The 21,862-nt window shown below is 63.7% G+C and carries 18 protein-coding genes; 10 read left to right on the top strand and 8 right to left on the bottom strand.

Annotated features, from left to right (window positions below):
• Positions 1–126: 126 nt before the first annotated feature.
• Both ilvN and ACSE4D_RS14530 read right to left on the bottom strand, forming a co-directional pair.
• Positions 127–639: an acetolactate synthase small subunit gene (gene ilvN, locus ACSE4D_RS14535; RefSeq protein WP_135539562.1), complete on the bottom strand. Its 513-nt coding sequence runs from the start codon at positions 637–639 to the stop codon at positions 127–129.
• Positions 636–2,570, bottom strand: a complete 1,935-nt coding sequence (locus ACSE4D_RS14530) for an acetolactate synthase large subunit (protein ID WP_426937371.1) — start codon at positions 2,568–2,570, stop codon at positions 636–638. The genes ilvN and ACSE4D_RS14530 overlap by 4 nt, the downstream gene beginning before the upstream one ends.
• A gap of 358 nt (positions 2,571–2,928) precedes the next feature.
• Here ACSE4D_RS14530 and ACSE4D_RS14525 point away from each other — a divergent pair, with 358 nt between their 5' ends.
• The 3 genes from ACSE4D_RS14525 to ACSE4D_RS14515 all read left to right on the top strand — a co-directional run bounded on the left by ACSE4D_RS14525 (position 2,929) and on the right by ACSE4D_RS14515 (position 7,067).
• Complete coding sequence (locus tag ACSE4D_RS14525) at positions 2,929–4,710, top strand: ABC transporter ATP-binding protein (RefSeq protein ID WP_346763085.1); 1,782 nt, start codon at positions 2,929–2,931, stop codon at positions 4,708–4,710.
• On the top strand, positions 4,707–6,521 hold the full coding sequence (locus tag ACSE4D_RS14520) for an ABC transporter ATP-binding protein (protein WP_426937370.1): 1,815 nt from the start codon (positions 4,707–4,709) through the stop codon (positions 6,519–6,521). Before ACSE4D_RS14525 ends, ACSE4D_RS14520 begins: the two co-directional genes overlap by 4 nt.
• Positions 6,522–6,587: 66 nt before the next feature.
• A complete protein-coding gene (locus tag ACSE4D_RS14515) occupies positions 6,588–7,067 on the top strand; it encodes a hypothetical protein (RefSeq protein WP_426937369.1) in 480 nt (159 codons plus the stop codon).
• Between the two features lie 32 nt (positions 7,068–7,099).
• Here ACSE4D_RS14515 and ACSE4D_RS14510 read toward each other — a convergent pair whose 3' ends face one another.
• Positions 7,100–7,720 carry a protein-L-isoaspartate O-methyltransferase family protein gene (locus ACSE4D_RS14510; protein ID WP_426937368.1) on the bottom strand — a complete coding sequence of 207 codons (621 nt, stop codon included), beginning with the start codon at positions 7,718–7,720 and terminating at the stop codon, positions 7,100–7,102.
• 131 nt (positions 7,721–7,851) lie between these two features.
• On the opposite strand from ACSE4D_RS14510, the gene ACSE4D_RS14505 reads away from it, so the two are divergent.
• Positions 7,852–8,370 carry an adenine phosphoribosyltransferase gene (locus tag ACSE4D_RS14505; RefSeq protein WP_426937367.1) on the top strand — a complete coding sequence of 173 codons (519 nt, stop codon included), beginning with the start codon at positions 7,852–7,854 and terminating at the stop codon, positions 8,368–8,370.
• 33 nt (positions 8,371–8,403) lie between these two features.
• Here ACSE4D_RS14505 and ACSE4D_RS14500 read toward each other — a convergent pair whose 3' ends face one another.
• Positions 8,404–8,850, bottom strand: coding sequence for a PTS sugar transporter subunit IIA (locus ACSE4D_RS14500; RefSeq protein WP_426937366.1), 447 nt, complete (start codon positions 8,848–8,850; stop codon positions 8,404–8,406).
• A 135-nt stretch (positions 8,851–8,985) separates the two neighbouring features.
• On the bottom strand, positions 8,986–9,321 hold the full coding sequence (locus tag ACSE4D_RS14495; RefSeq protein ID WP_135539575.1) for a glucose PTS transporter subunit EIIB: 336 nt from the start codon (positions 9,319–9,321) through the stop codon (positions 8,986–8,988).
• 84 nt (positions 9,322–9,405) lie between these two features.
• Here ACSE4D_RS14495 and ACSE4D_RS14490 point away from each other — a divergent pair, with 84 nt between their 5' ends.
• Complete coding sequence (locus tag ACSE4D_RS14490) at positions 9,406–10,776, top strand: PTS transporter subunit EIIC (protein ID WP_426937364.1); 1,371 nt, start codon at positions 9,406–9,408, stop codon at positions 10,774–10,776.
• 45 nt (positions 10,777–10,821) lie between these two features.
• Here ACSE4D_RS14490 and ACSE4D_RS14485 read toward each other — a convergent pair whose 3' ends face one another.
• Entirely contained in the window at positions 10,822–11,796 is a 975-nt protein-coding gene (locus ACSE4D_RS14485; protein ID WP_426937363.1) for a hypothetical protein, read from the bottom strand.
• 172 nt (positions 11,797–11,968) lie between these two features.
• On the opposite strand from ACSE4D_RS14485, the gene ACSE4D_RS14480 reads away from it, so the two are divergent.
• On the top strand, positions 11,969–12,790 hold the full coding sequence (locus ACSE4D_RS14480; protein ID WP_436326141.1) for an aldo/keto reductase: 822 nt from the start codon (positions 11,969–11,971) through the stop codon (positions 12,788–12,790).
• A gap of 126 nt (positions 12,791–12,916) precedes the next feature.
• Here ACSE4D_RS14480 and ACSE4D_RS14475 read toward each other — a convergent pair whose 3' ends face one another.
• Positions 12,917–13,858, bottom strand: a complete 942-nt coding sequence (locus ACSE4D_RS14475) for a D-2-hydroxyacid dehydrogenase family protein (protein WP_436326140.1) — start codon at positions 13,856–13,858, stop codon at positions 12,917–12,919.
• A gap of 452 nt (positions 13,859–14,310) precedes the next feature.
• Here ACSE4D_RS14475 and ACSE4D_RS14470 point away from each other — a divergent pair, with 452 nt between their 5' ends.
• The 4 genes from ACSE4D_RS14470 to ACSE4D_RS14455 all read left to right on the top strand — a co-directional run bounded on the left by ACSE4D_RS14470 (position 14,311) and on the right by ACSE4D_RS14455 (position 19,938).
• On the top strand, positions 14,311–15,291 hold the full coding sequence (locus tag ACSE4D_RS14470; RefSeq protein WP_135539584.1) for an ABC transporter permease: 981 nt from the start codon (positions 14,311–14,313) through the stop codon (positions 15,289–15,291).
• Positions 15,292–15,392: 101 nt separating this feature from the next.
• Positions 15,393–16,265, top strand: a complete 873-nt coding sequence (locus ACSE4D_RS14465; protein WP_240689758.1) for an ABC transporter permease — start codon at positions 15,393–15,395, stop codon at positions 16,263–16,265.
• A gap of 11 nt (positions 16,266–16,276) precedes the next feature.
• The gene (locus ACSE4D_RS14460) at positions 16,277–18,016 is read left to right on the top strand and encodes an ABC transporter ATP-binding protein (RefSeq protein ID WP_135539697.1); all 1,740 of its coding nucleotides are present in this window, start codon (positions 16,277–16,279) and stop codon (positions 18,014–18,016) included.
• 212 nt (positions 18,017–18,228) lie between these two features.
• Positions 18,229–19,938, top strand: a complete 1,710-nt coding sequence (locus tag ACSE4D_RS14455) for an ABC transporter family substrate-binding protein (protein ID WP_135539588.1) — start codon at positions 18,229–18,231, stop codon at positions 19,936–19,938.
• A 206-nt stretch (positions 19,939–20,144) separates the two neighbouring features.
• On the opposite strand, the gene ilvD is transcribed toward ACSE4D_RS14455, so the two are convergent.
• Positions 20,145–21,857, bottom strand: coding sequence for a dihydroxy-acid dehydratase (ilvD, locus tag ACSE4D_RS14450; RefSeq protein WP_436326139.1), 1,713 nt, complete (start codon positions 21,855–21,857; stop codon positions 20,145–20,147).
• Positions 21,858–21,862: the final 5 nt, after the last annotated feature.

Genomic DNA, 21,862 nt, shown 5'->3' with positions numbered 1-21,862 from the left:
GTCCCCATTGTTTCACAGTTCGGTACTGATGTTCATTTATTGAGATGACGGACGTTCCACCAAATGGAACGCGAATACCTCACCGAGGCGGCCGCCCGGGCGGGCCCGGACGGGGTGCGCGGTCGGTCAGCCGCGCAGGGCGCGGTCGGTGATCGACTTCGCCCCGCGTCCGATCGCCACGGTGCCCGACTGCACGATCTCCTTGATCCCGAAGGGCTCGAGGACCTCACGCAGCGCCTCGACCTTGCCGAGCTCACCGGTGGCTTCGACGCTGACCGACTCCGGACCGACATCGACGATCTTCGCGCGGAACATCTCGACCGCCGAGGCGACCTGCGGGCGGGTCGCGGCGTTGGCCTTGACCTTGTAGATCACATGGGCCCGCCGCACCGAGGTCTCGGGCTCGAGTTCGACGATCTTGATGACGTTGACGAGCTTGTTCAGCTGCTTGGTCACCTGCTCCAGCGGCACATCGTTGACGTCGACGACGACGGTGATGCGGGAGAGTTCGTCGCGCTCGGTCACACCGACGGCGAGGCTGTGGATGTTGAAGCCGCGCCGGGCGATGAGTCCGGTGAACCGGGTGAGCACACCCGGCTTGTTCTCGACCAGGACTGAGAGTGTGTGCCGGTTGTTCATTCCAGGCCTCCTTCGATCTGAGCCACGGAACGCACCGTGCCGTCTTCCTGCTCCCCGGCCTCGGCGATGGCCGCTTCGGCCTCCTCTTCGCCCTCACCGTCGAATTCCGGGCGGATGCCGCGGGCGTATTCGATCTCGTCGTTCGACACACCGGCCGCGACCATCGGCCACACCATCGCATCCGCCGGAACCGTGAAGTCGAGGACGACGGGCCGGTCGTTGATCGACAGAGCCTTCTCGATCGCCGCATCGACATCCTCGTTGCGGTCGACGCGCAGCGCCTCGCAGCCGTAGGACTCGGCGAGCTTGGCGAAATCGGGGATCCGGATCGTCTCATGCCCGGTGTTGAGATCGGTGTTCGAGTATCGGCCGTCGTAGAACAGGGTCTGCCACTGGCGGACCATCCCCAGCGAGGAGTTGTTGATGATCGCGACCTTGATCGGGATGTTGTTGAGCGCGCAGGTCGCGAGCTCCTGATTCGTCATCTGGAAGCATCCGTCGCCGTCGATGGCCCACACAACTCGGTCGGGCTGGGCGACCTTCGCGCCCATGGCCGCGGGCACGGAGTAGCCCATGGTGCCGAGTCCGCCGGAGTTCAGCCAGGACTTCGGGCGTTCGAACTCGACGAACTGCGCCGCCCACATCTGGTGCTGGCCCACGCCTGCGGCATAGACCGCCTCGGGGCCGGTGAGCGCAGAGATCCGCGAGATGACGTACTGCGGATCGCACAGTTCACCGTGACGCTCGTAGCCGAGCGGATAGGTCTGCTTGAGACGATTGAGGAAACGCCACCAGGGTTCGCGCTGACGTTCGAGCGCCTTGGGGAACTTGCTGCGCATCTCCGAGAGCATCTCGGCGAGCACCTCGCGGGCGTCCCCGACGATCGCGACGTCGACGTCACGGTTCTTCCCGATCTCGGCCGGGTCGATATCGGCGTGGATGACCTGCGCCTCCGGAGCGAAGGAGTCGAGCTTACCGGTCACCCGGTCGTCGAAGCGGGCGCCGATGGCGATGAGCAGATCGGCCTTCTGGAATGCGGTCACCGCAGGCACGCTGCCGTGCATTCCGGGCATGCCCAGGTGCAACTGGTGCGAGTCGGGGAAGGCGCCGCGGGCCATGAGCGTGGTGACCACGGGAATGTTCGTCGCCTCGGCCAGGCGCAGCAGCTCCTTCTCCGCTTCCGAGCGGATGACTCCGCCGCCGATGTAGAACACCGGACGCTGGGCTTCGGAGATCAGCCGTACGGCCTCGCGGATCTGCTTGGCGTGCGGTTTGAGGATCGGACGGTAGCCGGGCAGCACGGGCTCATCGGGCCACTCGAACGGTGCGGTGCCCGTCTGCGCGTCCTTCGTGATGTCGACGAGGACGGGGCCGGGCCGGCCGGTGGTGGCGATGTGATGAGCGTTGAGCAGCGCAGTCGGAATGTCCTCGGCCTTGGTGACGAGGAAGCTGTGCTTGGTCACCGGCATCGTCATTCCGACGATGTCGGCCTCCTGGAAGGCGTCGGTGCCGAGCAGGCTCGAAGCCTGCTGACCGGTGATCGCGAGCATCGGCACGGAGTCCATATGCGCATCGGCGAGCGCCGTGATGAGGTTCGTCGCACCCGGGCCCGAGGTCGCGATGCACACGCCGAGCTTGCCCGACGCGGCCGCATACCCTTCGGCCGCATGGCCGGCGCCCTGCTCGTGGCGGACGAGGATGTGGCGGATCTTGTCGGTCTCGAACAGCGGGTCATAGGTGGGAAGGATGGTTCCGCCGGGAAGCCCGAACACCGTGTCGACCTCAAGCTTCTCGAGGCTGCGGACGATCGCCTGCGCACCGGTGAGGACCTCCGGTCCGGTGTTGCGACGAATGCTGGACGGTGTGGCGGTGACCGGCGTGGCCGCGGGGGGATTCCCCGTGGGCTTCGCGGTCGAGGGCTTGGCTGCCATCGATTCCTATCCTTCCTAGGTGTCCTTCTCGTCTCCACATGAAAAAAGCCCCTCCGGTTTCGGTAGGGGCGCGCGGAACGTGTCGTCTTGACAGGCTACGGAAGATCCGCGCGCTGATGAATAACGACGACAAGAAGGTGAGTCATGCCTCAATAGTTCACCTCGCCCAGTGGGGGTGTCAAACCTCGCAATCTTTTGTCTTGCCCAATGAGACGCGTTCCGGTTGGCAGGTGAGACAGTGCGCAGGACCTCTGCCCTTCCGGGCGCGCTCAGCCCCGCGTTCAGCGCGGAGTGAAAAGGGAACCGGCGCTGCCGCAAACGTGGAATACCTCACAGTCTGCGACTAGGCTTGATACTCGTGCGCCCCCTCCTCCGCTTCTGGCCCGATCTCCGCTCCCGCATCGGCGTGTACATCCTCGTGCTCGTCCTCACTCTCCTGGCCAACGGCATCCAACTCGTCGTGCCGATGATCACCGGCTACATCATCGACGGACCGATCGCGCACCGTGATCTGTCGGCCCTGTGGCTGCCCGTGCTCGGAGTCCTGGCCATCGGCGTCGCCGAGGCGGTGGGCATGTGGGCCCGTCGGATGATCGTCGCGCCCGTGGTCTCGGGCTGGGAGATCATGTGGCGCTCCCGTCTCTTCGATCGCCTGCAGTACACCTCGGTGGCGATCCACGACTCCTGGGAATCGGGTCAGCTCCTCTCCCGCGCGGTCAACGACCTCTCGCAGATGCGCCGCTTCTTCGCGTTCGGGCTGCCCTTCCTCCTGTCGACGCCGATCGTCATCCTCGTCGGCACTGTCATGCTCTCGATCCTGCAGCCGGTCTTCGGCCTCATCATGATCGCGATGGCCGTGCCGACGATCGTGTCGGTGTCGATCTTCGAACGCAGGTACCGGGAGACCTCGCGGCGGTCTCAGGACACGATCGGTGAGATCACGACAGAGGTCGAGGAGTCCATCCAGGGCATCCGCATCCTCAAATCCTTCGGCCGCTCCCCCTGGGCCGCCGAACGGTTCTCCCTCGTGTCGCAGAAGTTCAAAGGTCTCGAGATCCGCAAGGCCAAACTCGACTCCTGGTTCTGGAGCGTCCTGCTGCTTCTGCCGACCCTGGCGCAGGCCGCCATCGTCGGCGTGGGCACCTGGGGCGTCGTCCAGGGCTGGACGACCATCGGCACCGTCGTCGCCGGTGTGACCATCTCGATGGTGCTGCGGATGCCGATCGAGATGCTCGGCTTCCTGCTTGCCGATGCGCTCATGTCGCTGACCGCGGCGACACGGTACTGGGAGGTCATCGACATCCGGCATGACATCACCGACACCGACGGCAGCGTCGACGACGATCCCGATGTCGGATCCTATCGCGGAGCGCTCGAATTCGATTCCGTCGACTTCCACTTCGCCGACACCGACCGTCTCACTCTGCACGGCCTCGATCTGCGCATCGAACCGGGACAGACGCTGGCACTTGTCGGCGCCACCGGTTCGGGCAAGACGACGCTGGCTTCGCTGGTTCCCCGACTCCAGGACGTCACCGCCGGCGCGGTGCGCATCGACGGGGTCGACATCCGGGACATGCCGGTCAATGAGCTCCGTCATCTCGTGTCGGTGTCCTTCGAGGATCCGATCCTGTTCTCGGCCTCGGTGGCCGAGAACGTGGAGATGGGGGCTCCCGGCTCGGACGAGGACGAGATCTGGACGGCTCTGGAGATCGCCTCGGCGAAGGACTTCGTCTCCCGACTGCCCGAGGGCCTGGGCACTCGGGTCGGTGAACAGGGCCTGTCCCTGTCCGGCGGTCAGCGGCAGCGCTTGGCGCTGGCGCGTGCGGTCATCGGTCGTCCCCGCATCCTCGTCCTCGACGATCCGCTCTCGGCCGTCGACGTCGACACCGAGGACCGGGTGCAGAGGGCCCTGCGCGAGATCCTGCCCGATTCGACGACGCTCATCATCGCCCACCGTCCCTCGACCGCGGCCTTGGCCGATGTCGTCGCCGTGCTCGACGAAGGCAGGATCGCGGCCCTGGGCACCCACGAGCAGCTGCTCGAATCATCACCTCTCTACCGGGAGCTGATGGGAGCGAGCGCGAAGGCCGAAGCACATACGACAGACGCACACAGCTGGGAAGGAGGCCGCCGATGAGCATTCCCCGCCTCGATCGCGACGACGAAGTCGACGAACTGCCGCCGGACATCGCCGCGAAGGCTCGCGCCCTGCTCAAGTCCCTGGTCCGGCCGCACCTGGCGATGGCGATCTTCCTCGCCCTCATCGTCGTCCTCACCGCGCTCATGCTCGTCATCGGGCCGGTCTTCATCGCCGATGCCCTCGACCAGGGCATCCCCCGCGCCGTCGACGGCGACACCGGGCCGCTCATCACGGCGGTCTCCCTGTTCATCGCCTCGGCCGTGGCTTCGGCGGTGCTCGCCTTCACCTCCACCCGCCTCGTCGGGATCACCGCGCAGAAGATCCTCTTCACCCTGCGGGAGAGGGTCTTCACACACGTGCAGCGACTCGACCTGGGCTATCACGAGAAGTCGACCTCGGGGCGCCTCGTCTCCCGCCAGACCTCGGACATGGAATCCGTGCAGCAGTTCCTGTCCTATTCGCTCTTCGATACGGCCCTGGCGCTGCTGCAGATGATCTTCATCGCCGTCACCCTCATCGTCCTCGACATCCCGCTGGCCATCGTCGTCTTCGCCGGGTTCATCCCGCTGTTCTTCATCACGAAAGCCGCACATTCGACCCAGCGCAACGCCTATCGGCGGACCCGGACCTCGATCGCCAAGGTCATCGTCCACTTCGTCGAGACGATGGGCGGGATCCGCGCGGTCCAGGCCTATCGGCGTCAGCCCGAACGACGCGGGACGCTGAGCGATCAGGATTCGCGCTACCGCGATGCCAACACCGATGCCCTGCGCGGGGTGGCCTGGTTCGCCGGATGGACTCGGCTCATCGGCAACGTCACCCAGACCGTCATCATCGTCGTCGGTGCCTGGCTCGTCATCGAAGGCTGGACCCAGATCGGTGTGCTCGCCGCGTTCATCCTCTATCTGCGACGGTTCTACGGCCCGCTCGACGAACTCGTGCAGGCGTTCAACCTCTATCAGTCCGCCTCGGCGGCGCTGGAGAAGATCGCGGCCGTACTCGACACCGACCCCGAAGTGATCCCACCCTCCCAGCCCCGCTCACTGCCCGCGCGGGACAGCGGCCAGGCCAGCGGCCGCTCGGTCGATCTCACTCATGTGCGCTTCTCCTACGGCGACGGGCCCGATGTGCTGCCCCGCTTCGATCTGCGCATTCCGGCGGGCCAGATCGTCGCCCTCGTCGGCGCCACGGGGGCGGGCAAGTCGACCCTGGTCAAGCTCGTCACCCGGTTCTACGATCCCACCGAGGGCCGAATCACCATCGACGAGGTGGACCTGCGCGACCTCGATGACGCGCAGCTGCGATCACACGTCGTCATGGTCACCCAGGAGTCCTTCCTCTTCGCCGGCACCATCGCCGACAACATCAGGATCGGCAACCCCGAAGCCGGTGATGATGAGGTCATCGCCGCAGCGAAGGCGGTGGGACTGGACGGGTTCATCCGCCGCCTGCCCGAAGGCTATGCCACGGATGTCAAGAAGCGCGGCGGCCGGCTGAGTTCGGGTCAGCGTCAGCTCGTGTCCTTCGCCCGAGTCTTCCTCGCCGACCCGGATGTCGTTGTCCTCGACGAGGCGACCGCCCATCTCGACATCCCCTCGGAGAGGCTGGTGCAGAACGCTCTGGCCACCGTGCTCGAGGGCCGGACCGCGATCATCATCGCCCACCGCCTCTCGACCGTCGAGATCGCCGACCGCGTGCTCGTCATGGATGCCGGACGGATCATCGAAGACGGAACCCCGGCCGACCTCATCGCCGGCACGGGCAAGTTCGCGCAGCTGCACCGGGCCTGGAAGGACTCGCTGGTGTGATCGATTCTCCTGTTTCAGCAATGTATATTGCACATTGACAGGAAGTCGACGCGACGAGGAGGACGCATGGATGCCGATGTCGACGATCGTGAACGTCAGATCATCACTGATGCCATTGCCCGCGGCTATACGGTGGCCCAGTGGATCGCCTGCGTCATCTGTCTGGTGTTCATCGCCTCGGGCCTGTGGTGGGCCGGCATCCTCGTGCTCGTCGGCACGCTGTTCGAACTCCCCCGCAGAGCGACACAGCGCTATGTACGCAAACGCGGTGTCGATCTGAGCATTCCGCCCGGTAAGGAAGTCGAGAAGACGTCGCTGTCGGGCTTGGCGTTCGGGCTCATCTTCATTCCCCTCGTCTGCGGACTGATCATCGCCGAAGGGAGGCTCGGACACCCCCTGCTGCCCTGGTCCTGGCGGGCGGGGTTCGACGGTTCGGACATCTTTACGCTCATACCCTTCATCTTCCTCGGACTCGTCGTCACCATCTCATGGTTCGTCCACCGACGCAGGGAATCCCGGAAGGTCGATCATGCTCCGTCCCGGTGAGCCTGGGGGATGTGGACGAGCGGCCAGCGCGATCACTCGCGGATGAGGGGAACGAAGCGGTACCGACCGTGCCCCGTGATCGCGATGTCATCGACGTCGACTCCGGTGCGCGTGACCTTGAGCATCTCCCCCTGTACAGGGATGACCATGATGCCGCCGATCTCCAGCTGAGCAACCAGCTGGACGGGCATCTCCTCGGCACCGGCCGAGACGAGGATCCTGTCGAACGGAGCGGCATCGGGCAGCCCGAGCACCCCTGACCTCGCCTCATGAATGTCGACCGCAGCGAGTCCTCCCTCGATTCGTCGAGCGCTCTCCTGCTCGAATCCTCCGATCACCGCTTGCGAGGACTCGACGAGTCCACGGTGCCTTTCGACACCGTTCACCTGCCCCTCCTCCCCGACGAGCACTGCCAGCAGCGCCGTCGTCCACCCCGAGCCGGAACCGAGGTCGAGGACCCGATCGCCGCGGCGGACTTCGAGGAGTTCGAGCATATCGGCGACCGTGCTCGGTTGGGAGTTCGTCTGACCGTGGCCGATCGCCAAGGGCACGTTGCTGGCCGAGTGCCTCCGTTCGGCTGCGGGCAGAAAATGGGCACGCGGCACCGCCTCGAACGCCTCGGTCACCGACAGTCGCCTGCGATCGTCGGCCATCGTCGCCTCCTGTCCGGGTGTATGACGGCGGGTGTCGCCCTCTTCGGCAGTCTGCGGCGAGCGCCCGCAGATTTCAAGACCCGCGCCGGACCCGCAGGAGACTCTGTGGGGCCACCGAGTATCGTTGACCCGTGACGATTACCGAACTGGACCGCGCGAAGTCCCTCATCACCTCGATCCCCGACCATCCTGAGCCGGGAGTGAACTTCCGCGATATCTCACCGCTCATCGCCGACGGTCCCGCGCTGCGGGCCGTCACCGAGGCGCTCATCGCACCCTTCGCCGGGCAGTTCGACTTCGTCGGCGGGCTCGAGGCCCGTGGGTTCCTCTTCGCCGGCACGATCGCGGCCATGACCGGCGTCGGCATCCTGCCCATCCGCAAAGCCGGCAAACTCCCGAAGCCCGCCGCTGCAGCCTCCTACTCACTCGAATACGGCACCGCCACGATCGAAGCACCGGATGTGCTGGGAGAGGGCGCACGCGTCCTCCTCGTCGACGACATCCTCGCCACCGGAGGAACACTGAGCGCGGCTCAGGCACTCGTGGCCGACCTCGGCGCCGAGGTCATCGGTTCGGCAGTCGTACTCGAACTGACCGGCCTCGGCGGCAGAGAGCACGCGGGAGAGGTCCACGCCCTCTTCTCCGACTGAGGCGACTCGCCCGAGCCGCGAGCGACACCTGTCTCAGTCGACGCGGATGATGGTCTCGCCTGCGGCGATCGGACCGGCCTCGGCGATCGTCAGCGCCTGCGCATCGGCTTCGAGGACCACGACCGGCACGACCACGGACTTCCCTGCCTCACGTGATTCCGCGGTGTCCCAGACGATGACTTCCTCACCTTCCTGGATCTGCTGCCCCACCTCGGCGCACATGGTGAAACCCGCACCGGACAGGTGCACGGTGTCGATGCCGAGGTGGACGAGCACCCCCTGATCGGGTCGGTGGGAGATGACGAACGCATGAGGCTTGAGACTCGTCACCGTACCGGACACGGGGGCCGTGACCGTCAGCGTCGCGGCGTCTCCGGGATCGATGGCTGTCCCAGGGCCGACGAGCGCTTTCGCGAAGACGGGATCGGGGACTTCCGTCAAAGGGATCACCGTACCGGTGATGGGAGATGAGATCGTCACTGTCACTCTCGTCTTCCTGCCCTTCGTCGACTGCTGGATTCGTTCACCACTGGATCGGAGCTTTTCACCTAGACTGTCGTGTGTCAAAGGTCACAGACAAGGTTCGCTGTTGAACAAGGAGGGCGAGTACATGACTCAGCCCATGAGGTCTTCGATGTCGTCGACGAGGTTGTCGGCCTCCGGACCGACGACGACTTGGACCGCGCTGCCCTGGACCATGACCCCGAACGCGCCGGCGGCAGTGAGCGCCTGCTCGTCGACGAGTGCGTCATCGCCGACCTCGACACGCAGCCGAGTGATGCACGCTTCGATGTCGTCGATGTTGTCGGCGCCACCCAGGCCGGCGAGAATCTGCGCTGCTTTGTCCATATCTGTCACCTTCATCTCCGGCGATGAAGCGCCGGCGTCGATTTCACATTCTGCGATCTGTGTCACAAGTCTACGGCGACTCGTGGCCGTGTCGCACGGCATCGACGAACCACCGGTCCTGTGCCGAGGGTCCGATCATCGATCGGACCCCGGCATCCGATCGACCCACCCCCGAGGAGGAATCCGATGACCACTGCATCCGCCGAGTCACCGAAGAAACGCAAGAGGACGGTGCCGGGATTCGCGCAACTTCAGCGCGTCGGCCGTTCTCTCATGCTCCCGATCGCGGTGCTGCCGGCCGCGGCCCTGCTGATGCGGTTCGGACAGCCGGACATGCTCGGTTCCGATGGTCTCGGCAAGTTCGCGGATTGGCTGCTGCCGGTGGCGACGGTCTTCGCCGCCGCCGGCTCCGCTCTGTTTGACAATCTGCCGCTGATCTTCGCCGTCGGTGTCGCCATCGGCTTCGCCAAGAAGGCCGACGGTTCCACGGCACTGGCTGCCGTCGTCGGCTATATGGTCCTCAACGGCGTCTTCACCGCGCTGGCTCCGGTCTTCGGCTCGGACAATGGTGAGGGTGAGAACGTCATCAACTACGGAGTGCTCGGCGGCATCGTCGTCGGTATCGTCACCGCGCTTCTCTATCAGCGCTACCACCGGATCAAACTTCCGACCTACCTCGGTTTCTTCGGCGGTCGCCGCTTCGTTCCGATCGTCACCGCGATCGCCTCGATGTTCATCGCTGTGATCATGGGCCTCATCTACCCTGTCTTCGACACTCTCATCAACAAGGGCGTGGGCGGCTTCCTCATGGAACACGGCGCCAACCCGGGCACTGGATTCGTCTTCGGCACCGTCAACCGACTCCTCATCCCATTCGGGCTTCATCACCTTCTCAACAATCTGCCGTGGTTCCAGTTGGGTTCGTGCACGAATTCCTCGGGAGACACCGTGCACGGCGACATCACGTGCTTCTTCTCCGGGGTGGACGGCACTGCAGATTGGACAGGATCGTTCATGACCGGCTTCTTCCCGATCATGATGTTCGCCCTGCCGGCCGCGGCCCTGGCGATCTATCGCACCGCCCATCCGAAGCGCCGCAAGGTCGTCGGCGGGATCATGCTCTCCGTGGCTCTCACCGCCTTCATCACCGGAATCACGGAACCGCTCGAATACGCATTCGCCTATGTCGCGTTCCCGCTCTACGCGGTCCATGCCGTGCTCACCGGTTCGTCGTTGGCGCTGGTGAATGCGCTCGGCATCAAATCCGGGTTCGGCTTCTCTGCCGGCGCTCTGGACTACCTGCTCAACCTGGGTCGCGCCTCCGAACTGTCAGGAGGCATCGGCCCCGTCCTCCTCCTGCTGGTCATCGGCCTGGCCTATGCCGTCGTGTACTACTTCCTCTTCCGCTGGGCGATCATCCGATTCAATCTGCACACACCCGGTCGCGAAGACGAAAACGAGAACGGCACCGAGGCTCCTTCCGTCTTCGATGAGGCTCAGGTCGCTGCCGAGGAGTCCACGGGCAAGAAGCGGGCTCAGGACGAAGGGCGAAGTTGACCTTCCGACGGCCGGCGTCGACTGCGCAGATCCGCGGCCCTGGACTCAGCCGCAGGTGTCATACTTTCCTCGCAGCTGATCGCGGACCGCGAGCGCACTGGGGGTGTAGTATTCGTCGGGCTCACGCTCCCACTTGCTGTCATGCACGTAGTCGCATCCTCCGACGCTCACGGTCGCTCCGGTCGCCAAACCGCTGCCGCTGTGAGTCGGTTGCCCTGCCGTCCACGAGAGCGTCCACGGGTGTGAGGTCCCGGCATCGATCCTGTCGATGATCGTCATCAGGCGCGGTGCCGCATCCGTTCCGGCCTCCAGACGCGCGGTCACAGAGTTGAGTCGGTCGTCGCTGATCTCAACCTTCTCCACTTCGGGAATACTCGGTCGAAGCACCCCGACCAACCTGTTCTGCTCCTGTGCGGAATAGGGGAACATCACGGTCCACGCGGCTTGCCGATGGGGTGCGACGGTGACCTGCACCCGGTCTCGTCCGACCACGTCTCGGACAGCGGAGACAGCGGTGTCAGCGTCGGCGCTCAAGCCCCGGACATCCAACGAGTCCGCTATGTCCGTGTCATTGCGGATCTGCCAGCTGAGATGGTCGGGATGCAGTGACGCGTTCAGCTTCTTCATCCCCACCAGCCGCGGCCGCAGCTGATCAGCATCGGGCACGCCTCGAATATCTGCTGTGAAGTCGTCGAACCTCAGCGTCAGCCCGCGACTGTAGTCTGCGAACTCTGATCCGACTTCGGCATTGAGCGCCGTTACGACATCGATGGCCTCGTTGTCAGCGGCGCCGGCCCCCATCCGGACTCGAAAGTCGAGCACCTGACCGGAATCGAACCCGTTCCGATAGGAGTGGTCGACGTCATCGACCCCGGACATGCCAGAGAGCACACCGGCGATCTCTTCGGCCCGGTCGCTGAGGTCGGGGGCCGGGAGGCATCCGACCAGGCCGAGGAGGATTGCCGTCACGGTGAGGGCAAGCGGTGTCTGCCGGGGTCGTCGTCTGCTTCGCTGCTGCATACCCTCAGCCTATTCTCACCGCTCTGGCCGGGCCGGAGCAGGCAGTGACAGTTCTGGCACATGACTGCTTCACGCCTCACACCTGGGACGTCGCCATGGAATTCTACCGTCGACCTTGACGTTATAGGCTCGTGGCAAGACCACCACACAACCCGTGACGAAAGGCGGCACCATGACGGTTCCCACACTCACCCTCAACGACGGCAAGACGATCCCGCAGTTGGGCTTCGGTGTCTTCAAGGTCGACCCCGACGAGACCGAGCGCATCGTCACCGATGCCCTCGAAGTCGGCTACCGCCACATCGACACGGCAGCCATCTACGGCAATGAGGAGGGCGTGGGCCGAGCGATTGCGAAGTCCGGGATCGCCCGCGACGAGCTCTTCGTCACCACGAAGCTGTGGAACGACCGCCACGGTGCCGAAGAGTCCAAGCGGGCGCTGGGCGAGAGCCTCGAAAAGCTCGGCCTCGACCACGTCGACCTCTACCTCATCCACTGGCCGACCCCGGAGAACAAGAACTCCGTCGAAACCTGGGAGGCCTTCCCCGCCTACCGCGACCAGGGGCTGACCACCTCGATCGGCGTATCGAACTTCGACCACCGCTACCTTCCGGAGATCCTCGACACCGGCATCATCCCGGCTGTCGACCAGATCGAGTGCCACCCGCAGTTCCAGCAGGTCGACACTCGTCCCGTGCTGGCAGCCAATGACATCAGGATCGAAGCCTGGGGACCGCTGGGCCAGGGCCAGGTCGACTACGCGAACACCGTCATCGGTGAGATCGCCGCGGCCCACGACAAGTCCTGGGCCCAGACCATCATCCGCTGGCACCTGCAGAAGGGCCACATCCTCTTCCCGAAGTCGAACAACCGCGACCGGATGGCGCAGAACTTCGACGTCTTCGACTTCGAGCTCAGCGATTCCGAGATCGCGTCGATCGATGCGCTGGAGAACGGCGGCCGCGTCTCTGCCGATCCCGCCGAGGTCAACTGACACTGTCCTGACAGGCCGGCCCTCACCGAGGCGGACCGCCCCTTGGCAGGGCCCGCCGGGCAATGCGGAAGCCGCCGGAGAGTTCCGACTCTCCGGCGGCTTCGTCGTCGTCAGCGGCTGGGGTCTCTAGCCGAGGACGCGGATCGGCTCGCCTGCGGCCCAGGCTTCGATGTCCTCAACTGCCTGAGTGAAGAAGATCCGGTACGTGTCCTCGGTGACATAGCCGAGATGCGGGGTGAGCACCGTGCGCGGGGTGCTGCGCAGACGGTGGCCGACCGGCAGTGGTTCGAGGTCATGGACGTCGAGTCCCGCGCCGCGGATCCGTCCCGCCTCCAGTGCCGCGATGAGCGCGTCGGTGTCGACGAGTCCCGCCCGGGAGGTGTTGACGAGGATGCTGTCTGGTTTCATGAGTTGAAGCTCGGCTGCCGAGACCAGAGCACGGCTGCGCTCACTGAGCTTGTAATGGATCGTGACGACGTCGGCGGTCGAGAACAGTTCCTCCCTGCTCACCGCTCGCACCCCCAGTGCTGCGGCCCGTTCGGCCTCGAGATTCTGGCTCCACGCCACGACGTCCATCCCGAAGGCCGCACCCACCCTGGCCACCTTCGTTCCCAGCCGGCCCAGACCGACGACGCCGAGGCGGTGTCCGTCGAGGTCTCCCCCGACGCTCGTCTGCCAGCCTCCGCTGCGGACCGAGGCGTCCTCGGCCGGGATGCTGCGCAGAACGGAGAGGATGAGTCCCCAGGTCAGCTCCGGCGTCGCCGAGGTGGTCGACTCGGTTCCGCAGACCACGATCCCCTGCGTATGCGCCGCCTCCACATCGATGGAGGCATTCACCCGCCCCGTGGTCACGAGCAGCCGCAGATCCGGCAGTCGTGCCAGTCGGCCGGCCGTGAACGCGGTTCTCTCCCGCATCGCCACGACCACCTCGGCGCCGGTGAGCACCTTGACCAGGTCATCGTCGTCGACGATGGGACGGTGGACGAACTCGACCTCGGAGTCAAGACGGGACCAGTCCGCGAAATCCGCGGCCACCTGCTGATAGTCATCGACTACGACGATGCGCATGTCATTCCCCTCGGTCTGTCCGCGAGTCCGTGCGACGACTGCGTCGCTCCATCACCATCTGAACAAATCCTCGTGCAGACACGATCAGCGCCCCGCAGCCGATACCCAGAGCACCAGCCGCAAGCCATGAACTGTAAGTCAGACCCGCGAAGATGAACCCAGCCACCGCGATGAGCCCAACCGGCCATGTCGGCAGATTTCGATGTTCCAGGACATCGCTCACCGCGACCGCGGCAACGGCCCCGATAGCCACGATGGCGACATCTATCCAAATCACGAGACTAATCATATCGTCAAATTTTTTAGGATGCCTTGCTGAAATTGTCCAAATGTCGGATACCCTGAATGTAGTACACGTCACATCTGATCACCGTCGACCACAAGGGTTCCACCTGGAATGAAGACTTTCCCCAACCTGAGCAAACGACAAAGGAGTCTCAGTGCTTAGGTTCATGTCCATCCGAACACTGACCTACCTGATTCTGGCATTCGTCGCCTCCAGCTTCGCCTACCTTCTGGCCGCCGGCCTGATGCATCCCGAAGCAATCCTCTACCCTCCCATCGCGAAGGAACCGGTCCCCCTCGAGACCGCGCAGCAGTACTTGGATGCTCGCAACATCAATCCGGATGTGCCGCTGTTCCAGCGGTATGCGAACTGGCTCGGCGGATTGGTCCGCGGTGACCTCGGCGTCACCACAGGCACCAATAAGGCGATGGTCCCGGTCTGGGAAGAGCTGCTCAACCGTGTGCCCATCAGCCTGCGCCTGGTGCTGCTCGGTACGATCATCGGAACCGTTCTCGGCGTCGCCCTCGGAATGGTCTCGGCTGTTCGCCGCCGCTCGATCGACGACCGGGCCTTCACCTTCGGTTCGTTTCTCATCCTGGCCCTTCCGACACCGGTGATCATCCTCATCGTCCAACAGATCAACCAAGGTGTCCTCGACCTCACCGGCTGGGGTCTGCCGGCTATCAACCCCATCAATCCTCTCCTCGAGCCCGGGTCATGGGACGCGATCTCCTATCAGATCAAGGCTCTGGTGATGCCGACGATCGTTCTCACCGCAACTGCCGCAGCTTCGTATTCCAGGTATATGAAAGTCACGGCCCTTGACGTGCTCGGCAGCGACTATCTGAGAACGGCTCGCGCGAAGGGGCTTCGCCGCGGCCAAGCGATGACACGCCACGGTCTGCGCATGGCTCTGATCCCCATGGGACAGTACTTCGCGTTTGCAGTCGGGGCGGCTTTCGCCGGCTCGCTGTTCGTTGAGCTCATGTTCAACTGGCAAGGCATCGGCCGCTTCGCCATTTCCTCGATTTCGCTGGCCGACGTGAACGGAACGGTGGGAGTTGTGCTCTACACAGCCGTACTGACCCTGCTGTCAGCAACCCTTGCAGATTTCCTGCAGGGCGTCCTCGATCCCCGGGTGAGGTGAGAGCATTGAGTAAAGAGAGTTCAGGAGTCTGGAACACGACGCTCGGTACACCAGATCCGACACATGTGCCAGATCCGGACCGGACCGACGAGAATGTTCACGTGCCGGCACCCCTCGGACGGACGGCTCTCATCCGACGCAGGTTCTTCCGCAGCTCGGGTGCCTGGATCGGACTGACGACCTTCGTGCTGCTGATCCTCGTCGCGATCTTCGCGCCGATGATCTACCAGTACGGGCCGTTCGAACGCGATCTCGCGAATTCACTGACCGGACCGACGCAGTACCATTGGTTCGGAGTCAACGAAAACGGACTCGACATCTTCGCCCGAACCATGCAGGGACTGAGGATCTCGCTGGTCATCGGTATCGGCACCGCCATCCTCACCTCGCTCCTCGCAGTACTCGTCGGCACCGTTGCCGGCTACGTCAGCAGCAAAGGAAAATGGGGCGCGATTGCCGACGGATTCCTCGTCAACCTGACGAACCTCTTCCTCGTCGTCCCCGCGCTTCTGCTGATGATGCTCTTCAGCCCGGCGCTCCAACAGGCATCATGGCTGTGGATGATCCCGCTGCTGTCTCTGTTCGCCTGGATGCTCACCGCTCGTGTCCTGCGCGCCATGACCCAGCAGCTGGTCAGGACCGAATACGTCGAAGCGGCCAAGTTCATGGGAGTCAATCCTGTCGTCAACATCCTGCGTCACATCATTCCCAATATCGCCAGCTGGATCATCATCGACACGACGCTCGGCGTCAGTGCTGCGATCCTCGGCGAAACCGGTCTGTCGTTCATCGGCTTCGGCATTCAGTACCCGCAGGTCTCGCTGGGAACTGTGCTCCAGGACTACAACATCTCAGCTCCGTACACCTGGATCCCGCCCGCAATGGTGCTCGCGGCGCTCGTCATCTCCATCAACATGATGGGCGAGGCGCTGCGAGACGCCCTCGACCCGACCAGCGATTCCAGCAGACTCTGAGGCCGATGACAATGACTGACACTGTGCTCACAGTGAACGATCTGAGCGTATCGTTCCCGTCCGAAACCAACACCGTTCATGCGGTCCAGAACCTGTCCTACGAGGTCAGGAAGGGCGAGGCCCTGGCGATCGTCGGGGAATCCGGTTCGGGCAAATCCGTCAGTTCGCTGGCCGTGATGGGGCTGCTGCCGGTCAACGCGAGCGTCTCTGGTCGCATCGACCTGCTCGGCCGCAACATGTTCGAGCTCAATGACAGACAACTGTCCACCCTCCGCGGAAACACGGTTTCGATGGTGTTCCAGGACCCATTGTCGGCTTTGACTCCCGTCTACGAAGTCGGTCGACAGATCTCCGAGGTCGTTCGGATCCATCACCCCGAGGTATCACAAGCCAAAGCTGATGCGCGCTCGGTCGAACTCCTCGACTCTGTCGGCATCCCGGATCCGAGCAGGCGCGCCAAACAGTATCCGCACGAGTACTCCGGCGGAATGCGGCAACGAGCCATGATCGCCATGGCGATCGCCAATGAACCCGAACTCATCATCGCCGACGAACCGACAACCGCCCTGGACGTCACTATCCAGGCGCAGGTGATGGACCTGCTCAAGTCGGCACAGGAAATGCTTGGTGCCGCCACCGTTCTCATCACGCATGACATGGGCGTGGTGGCCGGGTTCGCCGACCGCGTCTTGGTCATGAAGGAATCGCGGATGGTTGAGGAAGGGGATGTCGAGGAGATCTTCTACAGACCCAGGGAGAAGTACACCCGAGATCTCTTGGCCGCAGTGCCGCGTATCGATCTCGACGATCCGAGCGAATCGAAGAGCATCGCGGGTTCGGCGATGGCCAAAGTTGCTGAGGTCTCCGAGACCCTCCTCCCTCGGGAGAAGCGTCCCGTCGTCCTCGAGGTGACCGACCTCGAACGCATCTTCCCTATCACCAAGGGTGCGCTCATCCGTAAGAAGATCGGCGAGCAACGGGCCGTAGACGGCATTTCGTTCGACATCCGTGAAGGCGAATGCCTTGCTCTGGTCGGTGAATCCGGATCGGGTAAGACCACTACCCTGCTGGAGATCATGCAGCTGCGCAAGCCGCAGAAGGGCACGATCAGGATCAACGGCAAAGACACTTCTTCGCTCACTCGCGCAGACCGAGCGACGATGCGCAGCGACGTGACGGTAGTGTTCCAAGACCCGATGGCGGCACTGGATCCGAGGATGCCGATCAGCGACATCCTCAAGGAGCCGATGCAGGTTCAGGGGTACAGCAAGGAACGTATGAATGAGCGGGTCGATTGGCTGCTGACGACCGTCGGCCTCACGCCCGAACATGCTTCTCGGTATCCGGCCCAGTTCTCCGGCGGTCAGCGACAGCGTGTGGGGGTGGCTCGCGCACTGGCCTGCGAGCCGAAACTCATCGTTCTCGACGAGCCGACCAGCGCCCTGGACGTCACTGTTCAGGCCGGAGTGCTGAAGATGCTTGCCGACCTCAGGTCCCGATTGGGCGTGAGCTTCCTATTCGTCTCCCACGATCTGTCGGTCGTCCGTCACATCTCCGACCGCATCGCGGTGATGAAGTCCGGAAAGCTGGTCGAAATAGGAGACACCGCAAACGTCTTCGACGACCCGCGGCACGCGTACAGCCGCGAGCTGCTTGCTGCAGTTCCGATCCCTGATCCGGCCAAGGCCCGGGCTCACCGCAGCACCACGATCGATGCCGAGGCGTTCTCCGGTTTTGGTGAGTCCCGATGACGAGAGAACTCATCGCTCTTGCCGGCTGTCACTCGCCCCCGGCCGTTCGACTGCGCGCCCGAACCGTAAAGGAGCATCCAACAAGCAACGTCTCAAGAGCTTGACCACCATGTGAGTTCGTGGTGAGGACACCACCGGCTCAGCTTCTCAGCCCCGCACCGGCCGAATACCGTCGCAAGGCGGCGGCCTCGAAATCAAAGGAGATGCAGAAAATGATTCTCAGAAAGAAGTTCACCTGCGGAGTCGCCGCCATGGCAATCGCGGGTCTCGCGCTGGCAGGGTGTTCTCAAGCACCCGAAGGCGGCGGCAAGGACGGCGATGACAATGCGCTCGACGCCAGCGCCAATGAGATCAATGCGAAAGACCGCGGTGAGGTCGGCGACGGAGGCGACCTGCGACTGACGAACAATGCGTTCCCCGCGAACTGGAACATCCTCAATCTCGACGGATACGAGACCAATACCAACGACATGATGGATATGATCTATCCCGATCTGTACAGCTACACGGCCGATGGCGAGGTCGTCCCGAACAAGAACTACACGAAACGCCTCGACGTGGTCTCCGAGGATCCTCTCGTCGTCGAGATCGAACTCAACGAGGGTATGAAGTGGTCGGACGGCACTCCGATCGACTACAAGTCCATTGAAAATGTCTTCAAGACGATGGACGGGTCGAAGGAGGACTACAATATCGTGTCCTCCGAGGGCTATGACCAGGTCAAGAAGATCGAGAAAGGCGACAACGACCTCACTGCCAGGGTGACGTTCAAAGAACCTTACGCGGACTGGAAGGGGCTGGCCGACGTTGCCCCCGACTCTCTCGTCAAGGATGCAAAGACCTTCAACGATGCGTGGGTCGATGGTCCGAAGGTCACCGCAGGACCGTACAAGGTCAAGAAGATCGATTCGAAGAACAAGACCGTCCAGATGGAGCCCGATGACAACTGGTGGGGAGACAAGGCTCCCCTGGATTCTGTCCTCATCACCACGATCGAAGATCCTTCGGCAGCGGCCTCAAGCTTCCAGAACGGACAGCTCGATGCCATTGAGACCACGGTTCCTGCCCAATACTCTGTCGTCAAGCCGATGATCGACAATGGTGCCGAACTGCGCCGCGCATCAGCACCGGATTGGAGCCACATCACTCTCAACGGTGAAAAGGGCGGACCGTTGGCTGATGAGACTCTGCGCCAGGCGGTCTTCAAGACCCTCGACCGCAAGGAGATCTTCCTCTCGGTCAACTCGACGATGCCTTACCCGAAGGACACCGAGCAGCTCAACAACCGCATGCTCATGACCAATCAGAACGGGTACAAGGACACCTCTGACGGTCGCGCCGATGCTGACGCGGACGCCGCAAAGAAGATGCTCGAAGACGCCGGCTACGAGTACGACGACTCGGGCAAGGCGACGAAGGACGGCGAGCCGATCACACTCGAATACGTCTACAACGACGGTTCGAAGACGAACGAAGCAGTCCTGCCCGTTGTCCAGGAGAACCTCAAGGAGATCGGTGTCACAGTCAAGGAGCACAAGGTTCCGCCGACGGATCTCTTCGCCAAGTACATCGATCCCGGCAAGTACGATATGACGCTGTTCGGCTACTCAGGCAACCCGTTCCTCTCCAGCGGCGACTCGATCTGGAAGACCAATGGCGGCCAGAACTTCAGCAACATCGGTGATAAGGAAGTCGACAAGCTCCTCAACAAGGCAGCGACTTCCACCGATGAAGACGAGCGAGCAGATCTGATGAATCAGGCAGACGATAAGCTCTGGGACGTCGCCGGCGTCATCCCGCTGTGGCAGTCCTACGACTTCTTCGTCGTCAACCCCGACCTCGCCAACTACGGCGCCTTCGGCTTCGAAAGCCCCGACTGGACGAAGATCGGATACGTCAAGGGATCTGACAAGCTCAAGTGATCCTCAGGTGATTCTCGTCTGAGTGGCTGGGGCCGCTGCCGACAGGCAGCGGCCCCAGTTGCTTCCTCCGTTCCCTCTCCCTGCTTCGGCAGTGCCAACGGAAAACGCACAGAAGCGCCGAGGTGGCGCAGACGAATCGTCTGCGCCACCTCGGCGCTGGTGTTCGTTCTGCCGCGGACGACGGTCAGCGGCTGATCAGGACATGCTCAGAAGCAGACCGCGCCCTTCGACGCCGACTGCACGAGCTTCGCGTACTTGCCGAGCACACCGGTCAGGCGGTGGTTGTCCGGGATCGTCCAGGTCTTGCGACGTTCGGCGAGCACCTCCTCATCGACGTGGAGCTCGATGGAGCGAGCGGCGATGTCGACGGTGATTTGGTCCCCGTCCTCGACGAGTGCGATCGGGCCGCCGTCGACGGCCTCGGGAGCGATGTGGCCGATGCACAGACCGGTCGATCCTCCGGAGAATCGGCCGTCGGTGAGCAGCAGGACGTCCTTGCCGATTCCTGCGCCCTTGATGGCTCCGGTGATCGCGAGCATCTCGCGCATTCCGGGGCCGCCCTTGGGACCCTCATAGCGGATGACGACGACATCGCCCTTCTTCAGCTCACCGCCCAGCACAGCGTCCATGGCCGGCTTCTCCTGGTTGAACACGCGCGCCGTGCCTTCGAAGACGTCGGCGTCGAAGCCGGCCGACTTCACCACGGCACCTTCGGGTGCCAGCGATCCCTGCAGCACGGTGAGACCGCCGGTGGCGTGTATCGGATTGTTCAGGGCCCGCAGGATCTTCCCGTCCGGGTCCGGAGGGTTGATGGATTCGAGGTTCTCGGCCACGGTCTTGCCGGTCACCGTCATGCAGTCGCCGTTGAGCAGCCCGTTGTCGAGCAGGGCCTTCATGATCACGGGCACGCCGCCGATTTTGAAGACGTCGTTCATCACGTACTGGCCGAAGGGCTTGACGTTGCCCAGGTGCGGGACCTTGTCGCCGATGCGGTTGAAGTCGTCGAGCTCGAGGGTGACACCGGCCTCGTGGGCGATGGCCAGCAGGTGGAGCACGGCATTGGTCGAGCCGCCGAAGGCCATGACCACGGCGATTGCATTGTGCAGCGATTCGCGCGTGATGATGTCCTTCGTCGTGATGCCGCGACGCAGCAGTTCGACGACGGCTTCGCCCGACTTCCGCGCGAACATCGTGCGGTTGCGGTGGATGGCCGGCGGGGCGGCCGAGCCGGGCAGCGACATGCCCATGGCTTCGGCCGCAGAGGCCATGGTGTTCGCCGTGTACATTCCGCCGCAGGCACCCTCACCGGGGCAGACGGCGCGCTCGATGGCGTCGACGTCACCTTGGGTGATCGTCCCCGCCCGGCAGGCGCCGACGGCTTCGAAGGCGTCAATGAGGGTGACTTCCTTCTCCGAGCCGTCCGAGAGCTTCGCCGTCCCCGGCATGATCGAACCGTTGTAGAGGAACACGCTGGACAGCCCGAGGCGGGCGGAGGCCATGAGCATTCCGGGAATCGACTTGTCGCAGCCGGCCATGAGGACCGAACCGTCGAGCCGCTCGGCACTCATCACCGTCTCGACGGAGTCGGTGATGACCTCGCGGGAGACCAGCGAGTAGTGCATGCCCTCATGGCCCATGGAGATGCCGTCGGAGACCGAGATTGTTCCGAATTCCAACGGGAAGCCGCCGGCCTCGTGGACACCTTCTTTGGAGGCCTGGCCGAGGCGCTGCAGCGACATATTGCAGGGCGTGATCTCGTTCCACGAGGTCGCGATGGCGATCTGGGGTTTGACCCAGTCGTCGTCGCCCATGCCGACGGCGCGCAGCATGCCGCGCGCAGCGGTGGCTTCGAGCCCATCGGTGACATCGCGGGAACGGGGTTTGATGTCGGGGGTGTTCGTGTTCGTATCGATGCTCATGCAGG

It is taken from the genome of Brevibacterium sp. FAM 27836 (assembly GCF_051351055.1).
GTDB lineage: Bacteria > Actinomycetota > Actinomycetes > Actinomycetales > Brevibacteriaceae > Brevibacterium.
The sequence above is the reverse complement of the archived record's forward strand: the minus strand, read 5'-3'. Positions and strand labels throughout refer to the sequence as shown.